The following is a 22,049-nucleotide window of genomic DNA, read 5'->3' as shown; positions in this document are numbered from 1 at the left end:
CGGGAGCAGCACCCCCGCCGAGCCCAGGTCGCCGGCTGCCGCGGCCAGCGGGGTCCAGGTGAGCCGGTACAGGTTCTCCTGGCTCACCTGTCGAACCTCGGTCGGCTGCCGCAGGCGCAGTGTGGCCACCTCGGCCACCAGCTCGCCCGCGGAGTCGGCGATCGCGAGGGACACCCCCGCGGCCGCCCGCGTGATCCGCACCCGGACCGAAGCCGCGCCGGTGGCGTGCAGCTGCACGCCCTCCCACGCGAACGGCAATCCGGCCTCGCCGCCGAGCAGGCCGATCGCGTGCAGGCACGCGTCGAACAGCGCCGGGTGCAGGCCGAACGCGCCCGCCTCCCCCGCGTCGTCCGCGGGCAGCGCCACCTCGGCGAACACCTCGTCGCCGGACTGCCACGCCGCCCGCAGGCCGCGGAACGTGCCGTCGTACGACAAGCCGCCGTCGGCCAAGCGCTCGTAGTGGCCGGAAAGGTCGACCGGCGGACCGGCGGGCGGCCACGCGAAGGCACCCGCCGCCGCACGGCGCGGGCCGAGCACGCCGGTGGCGTGCTGAACCCACGTCAGGTCGTCGCCGTCCTCGGGTCGCGAGTGGACGGACAGCGTCCGGCGCCCGTCCTCGCGCGGCGCGGAGGCGCGCAGCTGCAGCTGGACCCCGCCCCGCTCGGGCAGCACCAGCGGCGCCTCCAGCGTGAGGTCGTCCAGGCACGGCGTCCCGGCTTCGTCGCCGGCCCGCAGCGCCAGCTCCGCGAACACCGTGCCGGGCAGCACCACCGCGCCGCCGGCGACGTGCCCGCGCAGCCACGGGTGCCCGGACACCGACAGCCGGCTCGTCAGGAGCACCTCCCCCGACCCGGCCGGGCGCACCACGGCCCCGACCATCGGGTGGCCGCCGACGCCGAGCCCGGCCGCCGTCGCGTCCCCGCGCGGGGACGCCCCGCCGCGGGGCCAGAACCGTTCGCGCTGGAACGCGTACGTCGGCAGGTCCACGCGCCGGCCGCCCGGCAGCACCGCGGGCCAGTCGACCCGCGCGCCTGCCACGTGCAGGCCGGCGAGCCCGGCCAGCGCGGCCCGCGGCTCGGGGGTTTCCCTGCGCAGCAACGGAACCGTGACCGCGTCGGCGAGGGTGCCCGCCGTCATCGCGGAGAGGACGCCGTCCGGGCCGAACTCGGCGAACACGCGCACGCCGTGCTCGTGCAGCGCCGTCACGCCGTCGGCGAAACGGACCGTCCGGCGCACGTTGTCCACCCAGTGGTCCGCGGTGAAATCCGTGACGAGCGCTCCGGTGACCGTCGAAACCACGGGGATCCGCGGGGCCGAGTACGTGAGACCTTCCGCGACCGCGCGGAAGTCCGCGAGCATCGGGTCCATCAGCGGCGAGTGGAACGCGTGGCTCACCGCGAGCCGTTTGGCCTTCTCGAACCGTTCGGCCAGCGCGAGCACCGCTTCTTCGGCGCCGGCGAGCACCACGGCGTCCGGGCCGTTGACCGCCGCGATCGCGACGTCGTCGCCCAGCAGCGGTTCGACTTCCGCGGCGGTGGCGCGCACGGACACCATCGCGCCACCGGCCGGCAGCGCACCCATCAGCTCGGCGCGCGCCCGCACCAGCGTGCACGCGTCGGCCAGGGTCAGCACGCCCGCGACGTGCGCGGCCGCGATCTCGCCGACCGAGTGCCCCAGCACGTGGTCGGGCCGCACGCCCCACGACTCGAAAAGCCGGTACAGCGCGACTTCGAGGGCGAACAGCGCGGGTTGCGCCGCGGCCGTGTCCGCGAGCCGCCGCGAGTTTTCGCCCCAGACGATCCCGGCCCACTCGCCGGGCAGCTGCTCGGCGATCGCGTCCCACGCCCGCGCGAACACGGGGTAGCGCGCGTAGAGCTTCCGTCCCATGCCCAGCCGCTGGGCACCTTGACCGGCGAACAGCGCGGCGAGCTTCGCCGATTCGACCACGCGCCCGGTCACGACGGCCGGGTGCGGCTCGCCCGCCGCCAGCGCGGCCAGCGCGGCGGACAGTTCGGCGCGGTGCTCCGACAAGACCACCGCGCGGTGGTCGAACGCGGCCCGGCCGGTGGCGAGGGTGTACCCGGCGTCGACGCGGTTGGCGTCGAGGCCGGCCAGCCGCGCGGCCTGCTCCCGCAGCGCGCGGTCGGTCGTGGCCGACACCGGCCACGGCACGACCCCGGCGTCCGGCGGCGCCTCCGCGAGCACGGGTTCCGGCGCCTGTTCGATGATCGTGTGGGCGTTGGTGCCGCTGATGCCGAACGACGACACCGCCGCGCGCCGCACCCGCCCGGTCTCCGGCCACGGCCGGTTCCCGGTGACGACCTCGACGTCCCCGGCCGCCCAGTCCACGTGCGAGGACACTTCCGCGGCGTGCAACGACGGCGGGACGATCCCGTGCCGCAGCGCGGTGACCACCTTGATCACGCCCGCGACACCGGCCGCGGCTTGGGTGTGGCCGATGTTCGACTTCACCGAACCGAGCAGCAGCGGCGTTTCCCGCTCCTGGCCGTAGGTCGCGAGCAGCGCCTGGGCCTCGATCGGGTCGCCCAGGGTGGTCCCGGTGCCGTGGCCTTCGACGACGTCGACGTCCGAAGTGGACAGACCGGCGGCGGACAGCGCCTGGCGGATCACGCGTTGCTGCGACGGGCCGTTCGGCGCCGTCAAGCCGTTCGACGCGCCATCGGAGTTGACCGCACTCCCTCGGACCACGGCCAGGATCGGGTGCCCGTTGCGCTTGGCGTCGGAAACCCGTTCCAGCAGCAGCATTCCGGCGCCTTCGGACCAGCCGACACCGTCCGCGCCGTTCCCGAAGGACTTGCAGCGGCCGTCCGGGGAAAGCCCGCGCTGGCGCGAGAACCCGACGAACGTCCCCGGCGTCGACATCACGGTGACACCCCCGGCCAGCGCCAGGGAGCACTCCCCCGAGCGCAGCGCCTGCGCCGCCCAGTGCAACGCCACCAGCGACGACGAACACGCCGTGTCCACGGTGACCGCCGGGCCCTCCAGCCCGAGCACGTAGGCGACGCGGCCGGAAGCGACGCTGCCCGCGCTGCCGTTGCCCTGGTAGGCCTCCAGGTCAGCGCCCGCGACGAGGCTGTTGTAGTCGTTGTACATCACGCCGGCGAACACGCCGGTCCGGCTGCCGCGCAGGCTGCGCGGGTCGATGCCGGCCCGCTCGAACGCCTCCCACGAGACTTCCAGGAGCAGCCGCTGCTGGGTGTCGGTGGCGACGGCCTCGCGCGGGCTCATCCCGAAGAACGCGGCGTCGAACTCGGCCGCGTCGTGCAGGAAGCCGCCGTGGCGTGTGTAGGACGTGCCCGGGTGGTCCGGGTCGGGGTCGTAGAGCGCGTCGACGTCCCAGCCGCGGTCGGCCGGGAACTCGGTGATCGCGTCGGCGCCGCCGGTGACCAGCTCCCAGAGCTGTTCGGGGGTGGTGACGCCGCCCGGGTAGCGGCAGCTCATCGCGACGATCGCGATCGGCTCGTCGGTCACCGCGACCCGCACCGGGGCGGCCTCGGTGCGGTTGCCGTCGCCGTCGCCCAGCTGCTCGGCGAGGTGGCGGGCCAGCGCGGTCACCGTCGGGTAGTCGAACACCGTGGTGGCGGCCAGCGCGACCCCGGACGCGGCGGTCAGCTTGTTGCGCAGGTCGACCGCGGTCAGCGAGTCGAAACCCAGTTCCTGGAACGTCTTCGCGGCCGGGACGGCCGTCGCGTCGGCGTGCCCGAGCACCAGCGCGACCTGTTCGCGCACCAGCGTCAGCAGCGCTTCGGCACGTTCTTCCGGCGTCAGCCCGGCCAGGCGGCGGAGCAGCCCGGCGGATCCGCGGCCGGCCTGCTTGCGGCCGGTGACGCGGACGAGCCCGCGCAGCAGCGGCGGGATCTCCGGCTGCGAGCGCAGCACCGGGAGGTCGAGGCGGACCGGCAGCAGCACCGCGCGTTCGGTGGTGAGCGCCCGGTCGAACAGGCGGATGCTCTGCTCGGGCTGCAGCACGGGCATGCCGAGCCGGGCCATCCGCTCGAAGTCGGCGTCGCTGAGCGTCCGGGTCATCCCGGTCGCCGCGGCCCACGGGCCCCAGCCCAGCGACTGCGCCGGTAGCCCGCCGGCGGTGCGGCGCAGGGCGAGCGCGTCGAGGAAGGCGTTGGCGGCCGCGTAGTTCGCCTGCCCGGCGCCGCCGAACGTGCCGGCGACCGAGGAGAACGAGACGAACGCGGCCAGCGGGAGGTCGCGGGTCAGCTCGTGCAGGTTCCAGGCCGCGTCGACCTTGGGCCGCAGCACGGTCGCCAGCCGCTCGGGCGTGAGCGAGCCGAGGACGCCGTCGTCGAGGACGCCGGCGGTCTGCACGACCGCGGTCAGCGGGTGCTCCGGCGAGACGCCGCCGAGCAGGGCCCGCAGCGCGTCGCGGTCGGCGATGTCGCAGGCCCGCACGTCGACCTGGGCACCGGCGGCGGTCAGGTCGGCGACCAGCTCGGCCGCGCCCTCGGCGGCCGGCCCGCGGCGGCTGACCAGCAGCAGGTGCCGGGCACCGTGCTCGGCGACCAGGTGCCGCGCCAACAACCCGCCGAGCCCCCCGGTCCCCCCGGTGATCAGCACGGTCCCGTCCGGATCCCACCCCGCACTTTCACGTGAAAGTGCGGCTCCCTGGTCGGCACTTTCACGTGAAAGTGCGGGGTCGGCGCGGGCGAGGCGGGCCGCGCGGGGTTCGCCGGCCACCAGCGTGAGCTGCGGTTCGCCGGTGGTGAGGGCGTTCGGGAGGGCGGCCAGGGACGCGTCGGTGCCGTCGAGGTCGACGAGCGCGACGCGGCCCGGGTGCTCGACCTGCGCGGTGCGGACCAGGCCCCAGACGGCCGCCGCGGGCAGGTCGGCGCCGGTCGTCGCGCCCCGGGTCACGAGCACGAGCCGCGCGGGCCGCTCCTCGGCCAGCCAGTCCTGCAGCAGGCCCAGGACGTGCGTGGTCAGTTCGTGCGTCTCCCGGACGACATCGGCGTGCTCGGTACCGGCGATCGGCCACAGGACGACACCCTCGGTGGCGTCAAGGGGGCCGGAAAGCCGGGTGGCGGCGGGGAAACCGGCGGACAAGCCGAGCGGGTCGACGCCGGCGACCGACACCGCGGCCGTTTCCGGGGCGCCGACGGCGATCGGGGTCCAGTCGAGCTGGAACAGCGCGTCGCGGTCGAGCGCCGGGGTCGCGGACTGCGGCCGCAGCACCAGCGAACGCACGGTCGCGACCGGCTCGCCGCCAGGGTCGGTCAGGTGCAAGGACACGGCGTCGTCCCCGGCGGGCGAGACGCGCAGCCGCACCGCGGTCGCGCTCGCGGCGTGCACGGTGACGCCCGCCCACGAGAACGGCAGGGCGCCGGGCCGCACGGCCGGGCTGAACGAGGTCGCGTGCAGGCACGCGTCGAGCAGCGCCGGGTGCAGGCCGTACGTCTCGGCCGGCTCGTCCTCCGGCAGTTCGGCTTCGGCGTAGACGTCTTCGCCGTGGCGCCAGGCGGCGGTCAGGCCCCGGAACGCCGGCCCGTATTCGAAGCCCTGGTCGGCGAACCGGTCGTAGAGGCCGTCGAGGTCGATCCCGGTGGCGTCGGCCGGGCGGGTGACCGGCGCGGCCGGCTCACCGGTCACGAGCAGCGTGCCGCCGGCGTGGCGGGTCCACAGCTCGTCGGGCGCGTCTTCACGGCGGGAGTAGATCGAGATCGGCCGCTCGCCGTCCGCGCCGGGCGCACCGACCGCGATCTGGACGTGCGTGCCGGCCTCGTCCCCCAGCACCAGCGGCGCTTCGAGGGTCAGCTCGCCGACGGCCGGGCAGCCCGCCTGCTCGCCGGCCGCGGCCGCCAGCTCCAGCAGCGCGGTCCCGGGCAGCAGCACCGAACCGGCGATCCGGTGCCCGGCCAGCCACGGGTGCGCGGCGAGGGAAAGCCTTGCGGTGTAGAGGAAACCTCCGGACTCGGGCAGCTCGATGCCGCCGCCGAGCAGCGGGTGGGCGACGGCGTCGAGGCCGGTGCCGCCGGTCAGCAGGGCCACCCGCGGCCAGAACCGCTCGTGCTGGAACGGGTACGTCGGCAGCTCGACCCGCCGGCCACCGTCCAGGTAGGACGCCCACTCGACGGCGACCCCGTGCAGGTGCAGCGCGGCGAGCGCGTCGACGGCGGACTCCTCCTCGCCGCGGTCGCGGCGCAGGCACGGGACGGCGACCGCTTCCGGCGGCAGGGTTTCCGCGGCCAGCGCGCTCAGCACCCCGGCCGGGCCGAGCTCCAGGAACGCCGTGACGCCGTCGGCGGCCAGGGTCGTGACGCCGTCGGCGAACCGGACGGCGCCGCGGACGTGCCGGACCCAGTAGTCCGCTGTGGACAGTTCGGGCCCGGCGACCGCGCCGGTCAGGTTCGACACCACCGGCAGGTCCGCGGGCGCGTACTCGATCGTCTCCGCGACCGCGCGGAACTCGTCGAGCATCGGGTCCATCAGCGGCGAGTGGAAGGCGTGGCTGACGTCGAGGCGGCGGGTCCGGTGCCCGTCCGCGGCGAACGCGGCGGCGATTTCCGTCACGGCGGCTTCGGCACCGGAGATGACGACCGACTCCGGCCCGTTCACCGCGGCGATCGACACCCGGTCGTCCAGTGCTTCCGCCACGACGGCTTCGGGCGCGTTGACGGCGACCATCGCACCACCGGCGGGCAGCGCGGCCATCAGCCGGCCGCGTGCGGCGACGAGCCGGCAGGCGTCCTCGAGGGAGAACACCCCGGCGACGTGCGCGGCGGCCAGCTCGCCGATCGAATGCCCGAGCAGCAGGTCCGGGGTGACGCCCCACGAGCGCACGAGCCGGTACAGCGCGACCTCGATCGCGAACAGCGCGGGCTGAGCGACGTCCGTCGGCTCCAGGGACGCGTCGGCGTCGAACATCCGCTCCCGCAGCGATGGGCCGAAGTGCGCGCAGACCTCGTCGAGCGCGGCGGCGAACACGGGGAACCGCTCGTACAGCTCGCGGCCCGCCCCGGCGCGCTGGGCGCCCTGGCCGGTGAACAGGAACGCCGTCCGGGCGCCGGAAACCGCTTCGCCGACCGCGAGCCCGGGTGCGTCGGTGCCGTCGGCCAGTGCGGCGAGGGCGGCCAGCGGGTCGCCCGTCAGGACCGCGCGGTGCTCGAACGTGGTGCGCGTCGTGGCCAAGGACCAGGCGGCGTCACCGGGGTCGAGGGCCAGGAGCCGGCTCGCCTGCGCCCGCAGGGCTTCCGGGGTGCGCGCCGACAGCAGCCACGGCGCCGGCCGGCCGGCGAAAGCGGCTTCCGGCTCGGCGGCCGGGGGCTGTTCCAGCACGACGTGGGCGTTGGTGCCGCTGATGCCGAACGACGACACCGCCGCGCGGCGCGGGCGTCCGGTCTCCGGCCACGGCCGGGTCGCGGTGACCAGCTCGATGTCGCCGGCCGTCCAGTCCACATGGGACGAGGGGGTGTCGACGTGCAGGGTCTTCGGCACGACGCCGGACCGCAGCGCGTAGACGGACTTGATCACACCCGCGACGCCCGCGGCGGCCTGGGTGTGTCCCAGGTTCGACTTGATCGAGCCGAGCAGCAGGGGCCGGAACTCGTCGCGGTCCTGGCCGTAGGTGGCCAGCAGCGCCTGGGCTTCGATCGGGTCGCCCAGGGTGGTCCCGGTGCCGTGACCTTCGACGACGTCGACGTCCGAAGTGGACAGACCGGCGGCGGACAGCGCCTGGCGGATCACGCGTTGCTGCGACGGGCCGTTCGGCGCCGTCAAGCCGTTCGACGCGCCGTCGGAGTTGACCGCGCTGCCGCGGACCACCGCCAAGACCGGGTGGCCGTTGCGTTTCGCGTCGGAAAGCCGTTCCAGCACGAGGATGCCGACGCCTTCGGACCAGCCGACGCCGTCGGCGGCGTCCGCATAGGACTTGCACCGGCCGTCGGCGGCGAGCCCGCGCTGGCGGCTGAAGTCGATGAACGTCCCCGGGGTCGCCATCACGGTCACCCCGCCGGCCAGGGCCAGCTCGCACTCGCCGCGCTGCAGCGCGGTCGCGGCCATGTGCAGCGCGACCAGCGAGGACGAGCACGCCGTGTCGACGGTGACCGACGGCCCCTCCAGGCCGAACACGTAGGACAGGCGCCCGGAGAGCACGCTGCCCGCGTTGCCGGTGCCGAGGTAGCCGAGCGAGTCGGCCGGGAACTCGACGTTCGCGCCGAGGTAGTCGTGGTACATGATCCCGGCGTAGACACCGGTGCGGCTGCCGCGCAGGGTTTCCGGCCGGATCCCGGCGCGCTCCAGGGCCTCCCACGACGTCTCGAGCAGCTGGCGCTGCTGCGGGTCCATCGCCAGTGCCTCGCGCGGGGAGATGCCGAAGAAGCCCGGGTCGAACCCGGCGACGTCGTCGAGGAAGCCGCCTTCGCGGGTGTAGCTGGTGCCCGCGTGGTCGGGGTCGGGGTGGTAGAGCGCGTCGACCGGCCAGCCGCGGTCGCCCGGGAAGCGGGAGACGCCGTCGCCGTCGGCGAGCACGAAGTCCCACAGCTCGTCGGGCGAGGTGATGCCGCCCGGGTAGCGGCAGCCCATGGACACGATGACGACCGGGTCGGCCTCGACCGGTGTCGTCCGCGCCGGCGCCTGGACCGCGTCCAGGGTGCCGACCAGCTCGTCGTGCAGGTGGCGGGCCAGTGCCAGGACGGTCGGGTAGTCGAAGACGAGCGTCGCGGGCAGCCGCAGCCCGGTCTCGGCCTGCACGGCATTGCGCAGCTCGACCGCCGACAGCGAGTCGAAGCCGAGGTCCGCAAAGGACTGCCCGGGCTCGACCTGGCCGATCGAGCTGTAGCCGAGCAGGCCGACGACGTGCGTGCGGACGAGGTCGACGAGCGCGCGCTGCCGGTCCGCCGGGCCCAGCCCGGCGAGCCGGGCGGTGAGGCCGGAGTCTGCGCGGGCCCGGCGACGGGCGGTGCCGCGGACCAGGCGGCGCAGCAGCGGCGGCACCTCGGGCGCGGCGGACAGCGTGTCGAGGTCGAGCCGGACCGGCGCGAGGAGGGCGTCGTCCGCGCCGAGGGCGGCGTCGAACAGGCTGAGGCCCTGGCCCAGGGCCAGCGGCGGGGTGCCCGCCCGGGTCATCCGGTCGACGTCGGCGTCGGTGAGGGTGCCGGCCATGCCGGTCTCCCACGCGCCCCAGGCGAGGCTGACGGCGGGGCGGCCGTGCGCGCGCCGGTGGGCGGCGAGGGCGTCGAGGAAGGCGTTGCCGGCTGCGTAGTTGCCCTGCCCGGCCGCGCCGAACACCCCGGCCACGGAGGAGAAGAGCACGAACGTCTCGGCGTGCTCGGCGAGTTCGTGGAGGTGCCAGGCCGCGTCGACCTTGGGCCGCAGGACGGCGTCGAGCTGCTCCGGGGTGAGCGTGCCGAAGGTGGCGTCGTCGAGGACTCCCGCGGTGTGCACGACGGCGGTGATCTCGTGCTCGGCGAAGACCGCGGCCAGGGCTTCGCGGTCGGTGACGTCGCAGGCGATGGCGGTGGCTTCGACCCCCAGCCCGGCGATCAGCTCGGCCGCGCCCGGGGTGTCCGGGCCGCGGCGGCCGAGCAGCAGCAGGCGGCGGGCGCCGTGCTCGGCGACCAGGTGCCGGGCGAGGTGCGAGCCGAGGCCGCCGAGGCCGCCGGTGATGAGGACGGTGCCGTCGAAGCGGCCTTCGGCCGCGGGCGCGACGGCGGCCCGGCCGAGCCGCGGGACGTGCAGCTTTCCCTCGCGGACGGCGACCTTCGGCTCCCCCAGCGCGACGGCGGCGGCGAGCAGCGCGTCGTCGCCGGTGTCGACGAGCGTGATGCGGCCGGGCTGTTCGGCCTGCGCTGAGCCGAGGAGCCCCCAGATCGGCGCGGTGGCGAGGTCGGTGGAACTGGCCACGACGACCAGGTGGGAGTCGGCGAAACGCTCGTCTTCCAGCCAGTTCTGCACGGTCTCGAGGACCTCACGCAGGGTCTCGCGGACGGCTTCGGGGGTTTCGCCGCGTACCTCCGGCCGGTACAGGCTGAAGGGGACGTTCGTCTCACCTGCTGCGAGGAAAGTCCCCTTCAGCTCACCAGATGCGGGGAACGTCCCCTTCAGCTCGGCGGGCGCTGGGGCTGGGACCGGGACCCAGTCCACGGTGAACAGCGACTCGTGCCGCGCCTTCCGGCCCGCGCCGGTGCCCGCGGCGACCGGGCGCAGCGCGAGCGCCTCCACCGACGCCACCGGTTCGCCCGCGGTGTCGGTGACCTCGAGCGCCACCGACACCGGGTCGGCCGCGTCGATCCGGACCCGCAGCGCCGAGGCGCCCGGGGCGTGCAGCGTCACGCCCGTCCACGCGAACGGCAGCAGCCGGTCGGCGTCCTCGCCGCGGTCCGCCGCGCCCAAGGCGTGCAAGGCCGCGTCGAGGACCGCCGGGTGGAGGCCGTAGGCGTCGGTTGCGCCCGCCGGCCGCGGGGCGGTCACCTCGGCGAACACCTCGGTGCCCCGGCGCCAGACGCGCTCCAGGCCCTGGAAGGCCGGGCCGTAGCCGAACCCGGCCGACGCCAGGCCGTCGTAGAAGCCGGTGAGGTCGACCTCCTCGGCGGCCTCGGGCGGCCACGGCAGCGGCACCGGTTCCGCGGCCCCGGGGGCGAGCACGCCGCCGGCGTGGCGCTCCCAGGCCGTGTCATCGGGTTCGTCCTCGAGTCGCGAGTGGACGGTGAACGCGCGCCGCCCGGCGTGGTCCGGGGCCCCGACGAGCAGCTGCAGCCGGACGCCGCCGCGTGCGGACAGGACCAGCGGCGCTTCCAGGGTCAGCTCGGCCACCCGCGGGCAGCCGACGCTGTCGCCTGCCCGCATCGCCAGCTCCAGGAAAGCCGTGCCGGGCAACAGGATCGAGCCCAGGACGACGTGGTCGGCCAGCCACGGCGTCGCCGCCGCGGAGAGCCGGCCGGTGAACAGGTGGCCCTCGCCGTCGGCCAGGCCGGTGGCCGCGCCGAGCAGCGGGTGCCCGGCCGCGGTCAGGCCGAGCCCGCCCGGATCGGTCGCCACCGCGCCCGGCGGTGTCGCCTCGGGCCAGTAGCGCTGGTGCTGGAAGGCGTACGTCGGCAGGTCGATCAGCCGCGCGCCGGTGCCGGCGTAGAACCCGGCCCAGTCCACGGGGACTCCCGCGACGTGCAGGGTGCCGAGCGCGGCCGCGATGCACTGCTCCTCCGGCCGCCCGGCTCGCAGCAGCGGCACGCCCTTGACGTCGTCACCGGCGCCGCTCGCCATGGCGGACAGCACGCCGTCGGGACCCAGTTCGACGAACCGGGTGACGTCCCGCTCGGCCAGCCACCGCACGCCGTCGCCGAAGCGGACGGTGTCCCGCACGTGCGAAACCCAGTAGGCCGGGTCCTGCAGCTCCCCGGCGGTCGCGACCCGGCCGGTGCGGTTCGAAACGATCGGCAAAGTCGCTTCGCCGTAGGAAATCCGGCGCGCGACGGCGGCGAACTCGCCGAGCATCGGCTCCATCCGCGCCGAGTGGAAGGCGTGGCTGACCCGCAGCCGCTTGGTCCGGCGCTCGCTCAGCGCGGCCTCGAGGGCGTCGATGGCCGCCGCGTCCCCGGAGAACACCACGGAGTCCGGCCCGTTGACCGCGGCCAGCGAGACCCCGGGGCCGGTGATCAGGGCGAGGGCTTCGGCTTCGGTGAGCTCGGCGGCGAGCATCGCACCGCCGGCCGGCAGCTCCTGCATGAGCCGGCCGCGGGCGGTGACCAGCGCGCAGGCGTCTTCCAGCGAGAACACGCCGGCGACGTGCGCCGCGGCCAGCTCGCCGACGGAGTGCCCGAGCAGGTAGTCGGGCCGCAGCCCCCACGACTCCGCGAGCCGGAAGAGCGCGACCTCCAACGCGAACAACGCGGCCTGCGCGTTCTTCGTGTCGTCGAGCCCGGTACCGGTGCGCACGACCTCGTCGAGCGCCGGGTCGAGGTGGGCGCACACGGCGTCCCACGCTTCGGCGAACACCGGGAACGCGGCCCGCAGTTCGAGGCCCATCCCGGCGCGCTGCGAGCCCTGCCCGGTGAACAGGAACGCGACCGCGCCCGAAGCCGCGGCCTCGGAAGTCCAGTCCGCCAGCGCCGCGAGCCCGGCCCGGAGGTCGTCCACAGTGGACCCGGTGACGACGGCGCGGTGCGGCAGCGCGGCCCGCGAAACACCCAATGAGTAAGCCAGGTCCAGCAGCCGGGTCTCCGTGTCCACAACGGACAGCAAGCGGGCGGCCTGCCCGCGCAGCCCGGCGGCGTTCTTGCCGGACACCGGCCAGTTCAGCACCCCCGGTACCCGCGGCGCCGGCTCGGCGACGGCCTCGACCGCGGGCGCCTGCTCCAGGATGACGTGCGCGTTGGTCCCGCTCAGCCCGAACGACGAGACGCCCGCCCGGCGCGGCCGCCCGGTCTCCGGCCACGGCCGGGTCCCGGTGACCAGCGCGAGCCCGCTGCTGTCCCAGTCGAGCGCCGACGTCGGCGCGTCGACGCCCAGGGTCTCCGGCAGGACGCCGTGCTGCAGTGCGAGGACCATCTTCAGCACCCCGGCCACGCCGGCGGCGGCCTGGGTGTGGCCCAGGTTCGACTTCACCGAGCCGAGCCACAGCGGTTCGCCGCCGCGGTCCCGGCCGTAGGTGGCGGCCAGCGCGCGGGCCTCGATCGGGTCGCCGAGCGTGGTCCCGGTCCCGTGCGCCTCGACGGCGTCGACGTCGGCCGGGGTCAGCCCGGCACCGGTGAGCGCCGCGCGGATGACGCGTTCCTGCGCCGGGCCGCTCGGGGCGGTCAGGCCGTTGGAGGCACCGTCCTGGTTGACCGCGCTGCCCCGCAGCACGGCGAGGACCCGGTGGCCGTGGCGCTCGGCGTCGGACAGCCGCTCCAGCACGAGCACGCCCGCGCCTTCACCCCAGCCGGTGCCCGCCGCGCCTTCGGCGAACGAGCGGCAGCGGCCGTCGGGGGCGAGCCCGCGCTGGCGGCTGAAGGCGATGAACAACGTCGGGGTGGCCATCACGGTCGCGCCGCCGGCCAGTGCCAGCGAGCAGTCCCCGCGGCGCAGCGCGTGCGCGGCCAGGTGCATCGCGACCAGCGACGCCGAGCACGCGGTGTCGACGGTGATCGCGGGCCCCTCCAAGCCGAGCGCGTAGGCCACGCGTCCGGAAAGGACACTGGAGGCGTTGGCCGTCGAGAGGTAGTCCTCGGCGCCTTCGGCCGCGCCGGCGGCGAGGTGGATGTAGTCCTGGAAGTTCGTGCCGGTGAACACCCCGGTCGAGGAGCCGCGCAGCGACGCCGGGTCGATGCCCGCGCGCTCGATCGCCTCCCACGAGATTTCGAGCATCAGCCGCTGCTGCGGGTCCATGACCAGCGCCTCGCGCGGGGAGATGCCGAAGAACGCCGGGTCGAAGTCGCCGGCGTCGTGCAGGAACCCGCCGTGGCGCACGTAGGACGTACCGCGCGCGGCGCCGTCCGGGTCGTGCAGCCGGTCGACGTCCCAGCCGCGGTCCTCGGGGAACTCGGTGATCGCGTCCCGCCCGGCGGACAGCAGGTCCCACAACGCTTCCGGGGTCGACGCGCCACCCGGGAAGCGGCAGCCCAGACCGACGATCGCGATCGGTTCCTGGTCGGCCGTCTCGGCCTCCCGCAGCTTCTCGCGCGTCTCCTGCAGCTCCACGGTGACGCGCTTGAGGAAGTGCCGGAGCTTCTCTTCGTTGTCCATCAGCGCTCGCCCATCCTGCGTGCTCACGAGATCCCGAACTCCTTGCCGAGCAGGTCGAACATTTCGTCGTCCGAAGCCGCGAAGACGTCTTCGCCGGCCGCGCGGTCGGGCCGCAGCCCGTCGAGCAGGCGGTGCAGCCGCCGGGACACCGCGTCCCGGCGGGTTTCGTCGAGGTCACCGGCCGCCACCGCCCGTTCCAGGCCGGCCAGCTCGGCGTCCAGTGGATCGGCCGCGGGCCGGTCGGCCGGCACCAGCTCGGCACGCAGGTACTGCGCGAGCGCGAGCGGCGTCGGGTGGTCGAAGACCAGGCCCTGCGGCAGGTTCAGCCCGGTGCGCCGGGCCAGGAGGTTGCGGAACTCGACCGCGCTCAGCGAGTCGAAGCCGAGCAGGCCGAACTTCGCCTCGGGCTCGATCGCGTCCCCCGAGGCGTGCCCGAGGATCATCGCGGCGGCCGTCCGCACCGCCTTCGACAGCGTGCTGACGCGCTCGGGTTCCGGCATCCCGGCCAGCTGCTCGGCCAGCGGCGCCTCGGCGGTCTCCGGGGCTTCGCGCGCGGCTTCGATGGCGGTGCGGGCGCTGGGGATGCCGTCGAGCAGGTGCGTCGGCCGCATGAGCGCCATGCCGGGCGCGTACCGCGTCCAGTCGATGTCGGCGACGGTCACCGAGGTGTCCCCGCGGCGCAGCGCTTCGGTGAGGGCCAGCAGCGCCCGGCGCGGGGCGAGGGCGGCGGCCCCGCTGCGGCGCATGCGTTCCTGGATGGCGGGGTCGGCCGCCATGCCGACCTCACCCCAGGCCCCCCACGCGACCGACAGCGCGGGCAACCCGGCGGCGGCCCGCTGCTCGGCGAGCGCGTCGAGCACGGCGTTCGCGGCGGCGTAGCTGCCCTGCCCGGGCCCGCCGACGGTGCCCGCGATCGAGGCGAAGAGCACGAAGAGGCCGAGATCGAGGTCGGCGGTCAGTTCGTGCAGGTTCACGGCGGCGGTGGTCTTGGGCCGCAGGACCGTTTCGAACCGGCCCGGGTCGACGGCGTCGACCACGCAGTCGTCGAGGACACCGGCCGCGTGCACGACCCCGCGGAGGGGGAATTCGGGCGGCAGGCTCTCGATGAGCCGCCGCAGACCGTCCCGATCGGAGACATCGCAAGCGGCGACGGTCACGCGGGCGCCCGTGGCGGTGAGCTCGTCGGCCAGTTCGCAGGCCCCGGGCGCGTCGAGCCCCCGGCGGCTGGTGAGGACGATGTGGGCGGCACCGGAGTCGGCGAGCCAGTGCGCGAGCTTGCCGCCGAGGGCGCCGGTACCACCGGTGACGAGCACCGTGCCGTCGGCGGGCACCTCGCCCCCGTGCCCGGCGGGTGGTCCCGCAGGATCGGGCACGAGCCGCCGCACCAGCGCGCCGGTCGCGCGCAGGGCGAGCTGGTCCTCCTCCCCCGCCGCCGCGAGCGCTCCCGGCAGGCGGGTCAGTGCGCGGGGTTCGAAGTCCGGCGGTACGTCGATGAGCCCGCCCCAGCGGCCGGGGTACTCCATCGCGGCCACCCGGCCCAGGCCCCACACCGCGGCCTGCGCGAGACTGCCCGCCGCGTCGGCCGGGCCGGTCCGCACGCCGCCCGTGGTCAGGCACCACAGCGGTGCGTCGACACCCGCGTCGCCGAGGGCCTGCACCAGGGCCGCCGTGGTCGCGAGGCCGGCGGGCACCGACGGCGCCTCCGCTGCGGGCGTCTCGTCGAGCGCGAGCAGCGAAAGCACCCCCGCCGGGCTCGGGAACGTCTCCAGCAGCGCCGTGATCCGCTCCGCGAGGGGCACGCGGTCCGGCCCGTCCACCACCAGCCGGACGGTGTCCGCGCCCAGCACGTCGACCAGCACCTCGACGCGTTCGTCGCCGTCGAGCGACGCCGGGACCGCGATCAGCCAGTCCTCCCGGCGTGGCGCGGCCGTGCCCGTGAAGGGCTGCCAGTCGACGCGGTACCGCCAGCCGTCGGTCGTGGTCCGGTCGACGTGTCCCTTGCGGTGCGCGGAAAGCGCGGGCAGCACCCGGGCCAGCTCGGCCGCGTCGGTGCCGAGTTCCGCGGCCAGCGAGGTGACGTCGGTGCCCTCGATCGCGGCCCAGAACCCGTCCGCGGGCTCGACGGGCACCGCGGCCGCGGGCTCCGGCCAGAACCGCTCGCCGTCGAACGGGTACGTCGGCAGCCGGACCCCGCGCGCGTCGGCCCCGGCGAAGAAGCGGTGCCAGTCGATCTCGAGGCCGTCGACGTGCAGCCGGCCCAGCGCGGTGACGATCGTGGTCTCCTCGTCGCGGCCCGCGCGCAGCAGCGGCACGAACGTGGCTTCGACGGTCTCGGCGGCCATCCCGCACAGCACGGCGTCCGGGCCGACCTCGACGAACCGCGTGACCCCGCGCCCGGCCAGGTCCGCGACGACCTCGCCGAAGCGGACGGTCCGGCGCACGTGGTCCACCCAGTACCCGGCGGTGGCGAACAGCTCGTGTTCCGGCCGGCCGGTCACCGCGGAGAGCAGCGACCGGCGCGGCGGCCGCAGGTCCAGCCCGGCGACGACCTTGGCGAAGTCCTCCAGCATCGGCTCCACCAGCGGCGAGTGGAACGCGTGGCTGACGGTGAGCCGGCGCGCCCTCTCGAACCGGTCCGCCACCGCGAGCGTGGCGGCTTCGGTCCCGGCGATCACCACCGACGACGGCCCGTTGACGGCGGCGAGCGCGACATCCGGGCCGAGCAGCGGCTCGACGTCGGCGGCGCTCGCGCGCAGGGCGAACATCGCCCCGCCCGCCGGCAGTTCCTGCATCAGCCGGGCGCGCGCCGCGACGAGCGCGCACGCGTCCGTCAGCGAGAGCACCCCGGCCGCGTGGGCGGCGGCGATCTCGCCGATCGAGTGCCCGGCCAGGTGGTCGGCCCGGACCCCCCAGGCGTCCAGCAGCCGCAGCAGCGCGACCTCGACCGCGAAGATCGCCGGCTGCGCCCAGCCGGTGGTGTCGAGCAGCGCCGCGTCGTCGCCGAAGACGACGTCCTCCAGCCCGGCGCCGAACTCGGCGCAGACCTCGTCGAAGGCCTCGCGGTACTCGGGGAACCGGTCGTACAACCCGCGGCCCATGCCGAGCCGTTGCGAGCCCTGGCCGGTGCACAGCAGCGCCGTGCCACCGTCGCGCACAGTGCCCTCGAGGAGGTTCCCGGCCAGCGCCGAGCGCATCTCCTCGACGTCGGCCCCGACGACGACCGCGCGGTGCTCCAGCGCGGCCCGGCGGGTGGCGAGGGCGAGCCCGGTGGCGGCGAGCGGCGACCGGGCGCCGGCCAGGCGAGCGGCCTGGGCGTGCAGCGCGGTCCGGCTGCGGGCCGAAAGCACCCACGGCACCACGGCGGCCGGCGGTTCCGGCGCCGGGGCGGGCGCTTCGGGAGCCTCTTCGAGCACGACGTGCGCGTTGGTCCCGCTGACGCCGAACGCGGACACCCCGGCCCGGCGCGGCCGGTCCACCTCCGGCCACGGCGTCGCTTCGGTGACCAGGCCGATCGACCCGGCCGTCCAGTCCACATGGGACGAAGGCGCGTCGACGTGCAAGGTCGGCGGCACCAGGCCGTGCCGCATCGCCTGCACGACCTTGATCACCCCGCCGACGCCGGCGGCGGCCTGGGTGTGGCCGATGTTCGACTTGAACGACCCCAGCAGCAACGGCGTTTCGCGGTCCTGCCCGTACGTCGCCAGCAGCGCCTGGGCTTCGATCGGGTCACCCAGGGTGGTGCCGGTGCCGTGCGCTTCCACGACGTCGACGTCCGAAGTGGACAGTCCGGCGTCGGCCAGCGCGGCCCGGATCACCCGGCGCTGCGACGGGCCGTTGGGCGCGGTGATGCCGTTGGACGCGCCGTCGGAGTTGACCGCGGAGCCGCGCACCACCGCCAGGACCTCGTGCCCGTTGCGGCGGGCGTCGGAAAGCCGTTCCACGACGAGCATCCCGACGCCCTCGGCCCAGCCGGTGCCGTCGGCGGCTTCGGCGAACGCCTTGCAGCGCCCGTCCGGCGCGAGGCCGCCCTGCTGGCTGGTCCCGAGGAAGTAGTTCGGGCTCGACATCACGAGCACGCCGCCGACGAGCGCGAGCTCGCACTCCCCCGCCCGCAGCGCTTGCGCCGCCAGGTGCAGCGCGACCAGCGACGAGGAGCACGCCGTGTCGACGGTCAGCGACGGGCCTTCGAGACCGAGCACGTAGGACACCCGCCCGGACACCGCGCTGGCGGCGTTGCCGAGCCCGGCGTGCGCCCCGACGTCGGCGTCGCTGCCCGCCAGCACGCTCGCGTAGTCCTGGCCGTTGGTGCCGACGAACACGCCGGTCGGGGTGGCGCGCAGGCCGAGCGGGTCGATCCCGGCGTCCTCGAGGGCTTCCCACGACGTTTCCAGGACCTGGCGCTGCTGCGGGTCCATCGCGAGGGCCTCGCGCGGGGAGATGCCGAAGAACGCGGCGTCGAAGCGGTCGATGCCGTCGAGGAAGCCGCCGTAGGTGGTGGCGGACGCGCCCGCGGCGAGCGTCGCGAGGTCCCAGCCGCGGTCAGCCGGGAACGGGCCGACGGCGTCGTGGCCGTTCGCGACCATCGTCCAGAGGTCGTCCGGCGAACGGACGCCGCCCGGGTACCGGCAGCTCATGCCGACGATCACGACCGGGTCGTCGGTGCGTGCCCGGGGCCGGCGGGCCGGGCCGGTGCGCTCGTCGCCGCCGAAGAGCCCGGCCAGCAGCAGCCGGGCGACGGCGGCCGGGGTCGGGTGGTCGAACACGAGCGTGGCCGGCAGGTCGAGCGCGGTGGCGGCGGTGAGCCGGTTGCGCAGCTCGACCGACATCATCGAGTCGAAGCCGAGGTCGGTGAAGGGGTCGCCGGTGCCGACCGCGCCGGTGTCGCCGTGGCCGAGCACGGCGGCGACGGTGGTGCGGACGAGGTCTTCGGCCGCACGGACGCGGTCGGCCTCACCGAGCGCCGCCCAGTCGCCGGCCACCGGGCTCGCCGGGACCCGCACCGGCGTGGCCGGCGCGGCTTCGACCTCGGTGACGGGGCCGCCGAACTCGACCTCGGCGGCGGCGAACACGGGCCGGTCCGCGGAGTCGAGCAGGGCGAGGCTCACCGTGGTGCCGCCGAGCGGGGCGACGCGCAGCCGTAGCCGGGTCAGTCCCCGCGCGTGCAGGGAAACCCCGCGCCAGGTCACCGGTTCCTCGCCGCACGCTTGCACTGCTTCGGCGAGCAGGAGGGGGTGGAGGTCGAAGGCGCCCGCGTCCCCGTCGAGCGTGACGTCGGTCAGGTACGCGCCTTCGGCCAGCACGGCGGGTTCCGGCCCGGCGACCGCGGCCAGGGTGCCCCCGGCGTGGTGCGTCCAGCCCGCCTCGAAGGCCGCACTTTCACGTGAAAGTGCGGACCCCTGGTCGGCACTTTCACGTGAAAGTGCGGCGTTCGCGGAGTGGACGTCGATGGGGCGGCGGCCGTCGGCGTCGGGTGGGCCCACGCGGACCTGGAGTGCGACGACGTCCTTCGGGGCCAGGGCGAGCGGTGCGGTGAGGGTGAACTCGGCGAGCTCCGGGCAGCCGAGGTTGCGGGCCGCGCGCAGGGCCAGTTCGAGGAAACCCGTGCCGGGGAACGAGGTCCGGCCGGCGAGCCAGGGCTGGGTGGCCGGGGACACGGTGCCGGTGAGCACGGTCTCGGTGCTCGCGGCGACGTCGAGGGCGGCGCCGAGCAGCGCGTGCCGGACGGGGGTGAGGCCGAGCCCGGCCGCGTCGCCGGTGCGCGGGGTGAGCGTGGGCCAGTAGCGCTCGCGCTGGAACGCGTAGGTGGGCAGGTCGACCGGGCGGGCACCGGGGTGCACGGCCGCCCAGTCGACGGTGCCGCCCGCGACGTGCAGCGCGGCCAGCCCGGCGATCAGCGCGGTGGCTTCGTCGTGGTCCTTCCGCGCGAGGGGGATCGCTCCCGCGACGAGTCCGGAAAGGACGGCCGACGGGCCCAGTTCGGCGAACCGCGTCACCCCGGCCCCGGTGAGCCGGTCGACGGCGTCGCCGAAGCGGACGGTGTCGCGGACCTGCCGCACCCAGTACTCCGGGTCGGTGACGTCCCCACCCGCAACGACCGGGATCTGCGGCTCGGCGAAGGAAAGCTTCGTGACCACGGAACGGAAGTCGTCGAGCATCGGGTCCATCAGGCGCGAATGGAACGCGTGGGACACCTTGAGCCGCCGGGCCCCGGGGAACCGCGCGGCGACCGCGGTGACGGCGGCTTCGGGACCGGAGAGCACCACCGACTCCGGGCCGTTCACGGCGGCGACGTCGACGCCCTCGGCGGCGACGTCCGCTTCGGACGCCCGGACCGAGATCATCGCGCCGCCCCCGGGCAGCGCACCCATCAGCTTCGCGCGGGCCGAAACGAGGGCGCAGGCGTCGTCGAGCGAGAGCACCCCGGCGACGTGCGCGGCCGCGATCTCGCCGACCGAGTGCCCGGCCAGGAACGCCGGGCGCACGCCCCACGACTCCAGCAGCCGGTACAGGGCGACTTCGTAGGCGAACAGCGCGGGCTGCGCGTACTCGGTCCGGTCGAGCCGGTCGTCCGTGACCACGCCGAGGCGTGCCGAGAGGTCGGCGAGCGTCTCGGCGAACACCGGGTGGGCCTCGGCGAGCCCGGTGCCCATCCCGCTCCGCTGCGCGCCCTGGCCGGAGAAGAGGAACGCGGTCTCGCCGCGCGACGCCGTTCCGGTGGTCACGGTCGCGGCGGCACCCTGCTCGAGCCAGGAACGCAAGCCTTCGCGCAGGGCCGCGGTGCCCGTTCCGGCGACCGCGAGGCGGTGCTCGAACGCCGTGCGGGTGGTCGCGGTCGACAAGGCGATGTCGGCCGGGTCGGCGTCGTCGGCGGTGGCGGCCAGCAGCGCTTCGGCCTGGGCGCGCAGCGCGGGTTCCGACCGGGCGGAGACGAACCACGGCACCGGTCCGGCGGCGCGCGGGCCGCGATCGGCCGGCTCGGATTCGGGGGCCTGCTCGACGATCGTGTGCGCGTTGGTGCCGCTGACCCCGAAGGACGACACGGCGGCGCGGCGCGGGCGGCCGGTCTCCGGCCACGCTTCCGTTCCGGTCACCGGCCGGACGGCCCCGGCCCTCCAGTCCACTTCGGACGAGAGCCGGTCGGCGTGCAGGGTGCGCGGCACCTCGCCGTGGCGGATGGCCAGGACGGCCTTGATGATCCCGGCGACGCCGGCCGCGGCCTGGGTGTGCCCGAAGTTCGACTTGACCGAGCCGATCAGCAGGTCGTGCTCGCGGTCGCGGCCGTAGGTGGCCAGCAGGGCCTGCGCTTCGATCGGGTCGCCGAGCCGGGTGCCGGTGCCGTGCGCCTCGACGACGTCGACGTCCGAAGTGGACAGTCCGGACGCGGCGAGCGCGGCCTGGATCACGCGTTGCTGCGAGGGTCCGTTGGGGACGGTCAGGCCGCTGCTGGCACCGTCGGAGTTCACGGCCGTGCCGCGGAGGACGGCGAGGACGGGGTGGCCGTGGCGCTGGGCGTCGGAAAGCCTTTCCAGGACAAGGATCCCGGCGCCTTCGGCCCAGCCGACGCCGTCCGCGCCGTCGGCGAACGCCTTGCAGCGGCCGTCCGGGGCGAGCCCGCCCTGCTTGCTGAACTCGGCGAACGCCTCGGGGGTCGCCATGACCGTGACGCCGCCGGCGAGTGCGAGGGAGCACTCGCCGGAGCGCAGCGCCTGCGTCGCCCAGTGCGCGGCGACCAACGAGGACGAGCACGCGGTGTCGACGGTGACCGACGGGCCCTCGAAGCCGAAGGTGTAGGCGACGCGGCCGGAGAGCACGGCCGCGGTGGTGCCGGTGCCGGCGTGGCCTTCGACGGTCTCCCCGGACGCGGCCAGGAGCTTGCCGTAGCTCTGGCCGTTGGTGCCGACGAACACGCCGGTGCGGCTGCCGCGCAGGCTCGCGGGCACGATCCGGGCGCGTTCGAGCGCCTCCCAGGTGACTTCGAGCAGGAGCCGCTGCTGCGGGTCCATGGCGAGCGCCTCGCGCGGGGAGACGCGGAAGAACCCGGCGTCGAACCGGTCCGCCCCCTCGACGAAACCGCCGCGCCACGCGTCGACGTCGCCAAGGCTGATCGTGCTGCGGTCGACGCCGGCCAGCAGCGCGGACCACCCGCGGTCGGCGGGCAGCGGCCCGATCGCGTCGGTGCCGCCGTCGAGGAGGTCCCACAGCTGGTCCGGCGTCGCGACCCCACCGGGGAACCGGCACCCGATCCCGACGACCGCCACCGGCTCGGCGGCGGCGGCTTCCATCTCCCGCACGCGCCGGCGCGACCGGTGCAGGTCGGCGGTGACGCGCTTGAGGTAGTCACGCAGCTGGCTCTCGCTGGCCAT

2 protein-coding genes (1 of these 2 cut by a window edge) are annotated in these 22,049 nt (G+C 75.5%); both read right to left on the bottom strand.

The genetic code is table 11. The features are described from left to right. A protein-coding gene (locus AB5J73_RS28375) for a type I polyketide synthase (RefSeq protein WP_370961715.1) crosses the window boundary here: on the bottom strand, nucleotides 1-13,713 show its 5' portion. Its footprint begins 6,426 nt before the window's first position; only the first 13,713 of its 20,139 coding nucleotides appear in the window; it begins with the start codon at nucleotides 13,711-13,713; its stop codon lies beyond the left edge, outside the window. Beyond that, nucleotides 13,710-22,049: a type I polyketide synthase gene (locus tag AB5J73_RS28370; protein ID WP_370961714.1), complete on the bottom strand. Its 8,340-nt coding sequence runs from the start codon at nucleotides 22,047-22,049 to the stop codon at nucleotides 13,710-13,712. Before AB5J73_RS28370 ends, AB5J73_RS28375 begins: the two co-directional genes overlap by 4 nt.

Source organism: Amycolatopsis sp. cg9, assembly GCF_041346945.1.
Lineage (GTDB): Bacteria > Actinomycetota > Actinomycetes > Mycobacteriales > Pseudonocardiaceae > Amycolatopsis.
Note: the sequence above shows the minus strand (reverse complement) of the source record. Positions and strands in the feature narration are given on the sequence as shown.

Bases quoted from the DNA above. Each gene is read 5' to 3' on its own strand.
- AB5J73_RS28370 (WP_370961714.1), bottom strand. From the start codon at position 22,049: ATGGCCAGCGAGAGCCAGCTGCGTGACTACCTCAAGCGCGTCACCGCC.